The sequence below is a fragment of the Streptomyces recifensis genome (assembly GCF_002154615.1).
GTDB classification, from domain to species: Bacteria; Actinomycetota; Actinomycetes; order Streptomycetales; family Streptomycetaceae; genus Streptomyces; species Streptomyces griseoluteus.
On sequence record NZ_MUNH01000461.1, the window covers coordinates 1 to 3,051 of the forward strand.

Consider the following 3,051-nt stretch of genomic DNA (forward strand, 5'->3'; position numbering starts at 1 on the left):
CCCGCGTGCACGTGGGGCAGAACGACAACGCCGTGCGGCTGTTCCTGAAGTACCGGCTGCACCGGCTGCGCCGCCGACCCGTGGCGGGGCTGTGATGCGGGCGCTGCACGTCATCACCGGCCTCGGGGTGGGGGGCGCCGAGCAGCAACTGCGGCTCCTGCTGCGCCACCTGCCCGTCGAGTGCGACGTGGTGACGCTGACCAACCCCGGCCCGGTGGCGGCCGGTCTGCGGGCCGACGGGGTGCGGGTGGCCGACCTCGCCATGGGCGGCAACCGGGATCTGGCCGCACTGCCCCGGCTGGCCCGGCTGATCCGGCGCGGCCGCTACGACCTGGTCCACACTCACCTCTACCGGGCCTGTCTCTACGGCCGGCTGGCGGCACGGCTCGCGGGCGTGCGCGCGGTGGTCGCCACCGAGCACTCCCTGGGCGACTCCCAGATGGAGGGGCGTCCGCTCAGCTCCGGTGTGCGCGCGCTGTATCTGGCCGGGGAACGCCTGGGTCGTTCGACGGTCGCCGTCTCCCCCACGGTCGCCGCCCGCCTGACCCGCTGGGGCGTACCGGAGCCGCGTATCGCGGTCGTCCCGAACGGCATCGACCTGGAGCCCTTCCGCTTCGACCCGGAGCGGCGGGCCCGCGTCCGCGCCCGGCTGGGCATCCCGGGCGACGCGTTCGTGATCGGCGGCATCGGACGGCTGGCCCCCGGCAAGCGGTTCGACATCTCGGTCGAGGCCCTCGCCCAGCTGCCGTCCGACTGCCACCTCTTGCTGGTGGGAGGCGGGCCGGAGGAAGGCGCGCTCCGCCGCACCGCCGCCGCAGCCGGAGTCCTGGACCGGGTGCTGTTCACGGGCGAGGTCCCCGGCCTCCCCGACGGCTCGACCGGTCCCGACCTGCCCGCGCTGACCTCCGCGATGGACGTGCTCGCCGCCCCCTCCCCGGAGGAGGCGTTCGGGCTGGCCGTCGTCGAGGCGCTGGCGGCCGGCCTCCCGGTGCGCTACGCCTCCTGCCCCGCCGTGGAGGACCTGCCACCCGAGGCCGCCCCCGACGCCGTGCGCGTACGCGGGGGCGCCGGCGCGTACGCCGCCGCGCTCGCCGGGGTCCGCGCCGCCGGGCCGGGTACGCGCACCGTCCCGGAGGCGGCCCGTCACTACTGCATCACCCGCAGCGCCGCCCGGCTGATGGACGTCTACACCTCGGCGCTCACCCGTACGGTCCCCTCGCCCCGACACCCTCACGGAGGCAGCCCCTCATGACCGAGAATCCCAACCGGCGCCGTCGCACCGGCCGTCTGCCGGGCTCCCGTTCCCTGCCGCCCTGGTCGCTGGTGGCCGCCGGGGTCGTCGCGGGCGCTCTGATCGGCGGCGGGTACGGCCTGCTCAAGGCCCCCGCCTACACGGCGACCAGCTATGTCATCGCCGTCCCCGCCGAGCGCTCGGACACCTCCACCGCACTCGGCTTCGCGCAGGCGTACGGCAGGGTCGCCACCCAGCCCGCCGTGCTCGCCGAGGCACAGGCGCGGGCCGGGGTGCCGGTGAGCACCCTGGCCGAGAGCGTGCGCACGGCCACCTCGCCGGACGCCCCGATGGTCGCCGTCTCCGCCACCTCGGGACAGCCCGCGCGGGCCGCCGCCATGGCCAACGCGGTCGCCGCCGCGCTCGCCCAGCAGGCCGACGCGAGCAGGAAGGCCACGCACGTCGAGCTGCTCCAGTTCTCCCGCGCGGTGCGGCCGACCCAGCCGTCCTCGGCGTCGGCCGGGGTGACCACGCTGGTCGGCGCGGGCGCGGGCGGGCTGCTCGGCGGGCTCGCGCTGCTGGTCCGGCCGGGGCGCCGGGAGGAGCCCCAAGCCGCGCTCACGGCTCCGCTGCCCGGCCCGGCCTTCGCCGCCGACGTCCACAGCCGGCTGTGACGGCGACGTACGCGGCGCGCCCCGCAACCTTCGCGCGTCCCGCGCTCACCACCCAACTCCTCAGCGACGAGATGGCGTTCGCCGCCCTCGCCCCCGCCTGGGGCCGCCTGCACCGGCGCTGCGCCACCGCGACCCCGTTCCAGAGCCACGCCTGGCTGCACTCCTGGTGGCAGTCGTACGGCAGGAACGGCAGGCTCCGCGTCCTGCTGGTGCGCTCGGGCCGCGACCTGCTCGCCGCCGCCCCTCTCACCCTCACCCGGCGCCCCTTCCCCGCGCTGGTCCCGCTGGGCGGCACGGTCTCCGACTACGGCGACGTCCTGCTCGACGACGCCGACGACGGCCGCGCCCTCGCGGCCCTGACCGACGCCCTGTGGACAGCCGCCCGCACCGCCCTGGTCGACCTGCGCGAAGTACGCGCCGGCGGCGCGGCGGAGCGCGTCTACGACCGCTGGCCGGGACCGCGCCGACGCGTGCCGGACTCCCTGTGCCTGGAGCTGCCCCCGGTGCCGATGGACGAGCTGCTCACCCGGCTGCCGTCCCCCAAGGCGCAGCGGGTACGGGCCAAGCTGCGCAAGCTGTCCGCGCTCGGGGTGGCCCGGCGCACGGCCGGTCCCGGTGAGGCGGAGGCCGCGGTGGCCCGGCTGCTGGAGCTGCACCGGCTCCAGTGGCAGGGCCGGAAGGTGACGCCCGAGCATCTGCGGCCCCGCTTCAGGGAGCATTTGGTACGCGCGGTGGAGCCGATGGTGCGCTCCGGGGACGCGGTCGTCACCGAGTTCCGCATCGGCGAGGAGGTCGTCGCCGTCGACCTCACGCTGCTCTCCCCGAGCCTCGCGGGCGGCTACCTCTACGGCGCTCATCCCTCGCTGCGCGAACGCAAGGCGGACGTCGCCGTCATGCTGCTGGACGCCTGCGCCACGCACACCGCCGAGGGCTCCCACGGCACGCTGAGCCTGATGCGCGGCGACGAACCGTACAAGCACCACTGGCGCCCCGACCCGGCGCCCAGCGGGCGGCTGCTGCTGGCCCGGCGCCGTACCGCGCCGCTGCTGTCGGCCGCGGTGTCCGACGCGGCGGTCCGCCGCCAGGGCAAGGCGGCGCTGGCCCGCCTCGCCGAGCGCCAGCCGGGCTAGGGGGTGTCTTGTCGAT

General features: G+C 76.7%; 3 protein-coding genes and 1 pseudogene. All 4 read left to right on the plus strand.

All coding sequences use genetic code 11. The annotated features are described in order from the left end of the window. Positions 1-95 (plus strand): annotated as a pseudogene (locus CCN33_RS33215) (polysaccharide deacetylase family protein); the annotation flags it as partial. Further along, complete coding sequence (locus tag CCN33_RS22770) at positions 95-1,252, plus strand: glycosyltransferase (protein ID WP_086695382.1); 1,158 nt, start codon at positions 95-97, stop codon at positions 1,250-1,252. The pseudogene CCN33_RS33215 and the gene CCN33_RS22770, both read left to right, overlap by 1 nt. Beyond that, positions 1,249-1,905, plus strand: a complete 657-nt coding sequence (locus CCN33_RS22775; RefSeq protein ID WP_086695383.1) for a YveK family protein — start codon at positions 1,249-1,251, stop codon at positions 1,903-1,905. Before CCN33_RS22770 ends, CCN33_RS22775 begins: the two co-directional genes overlap by 4 nt. Next, the gene (locus CCN33_RS22780) at positions 1,902-3,035 is read left to right on the plus strand and encodes a GNAT family N-acetyltransferase (protein WP_086695384.1); all 1,134 of its coding nucleotides are present in this window, start codon (positions 1,902-1,904) and stop codon (positions 3,033-3,035) included. Before CCN33_RS22775 ends, CCN33_RS22780 begins: the two co-directional genes overlap by 4 nt. Positions 3,036-3,051: the final 16 nt, after the last annotated feature.

What these genes read in the sequence shown, in the direction of transcription:
- CCN33_RS22770 (WP_086695382.1), top strand. Translation starts at nt 95, where the DNA reads ATGCGGGCGCTGCACGTCATCACCGGCCTCGGGGTGGGGGGCGCCGAG.
- CCN33_RS22775 (WP_086695383.1), top strand. Translation starts at nt 1,249, where the DNA reads ATGACCGAGAATCCCAACCGGCGCCGTCGCACCGGCCGTCTGCCGGGC.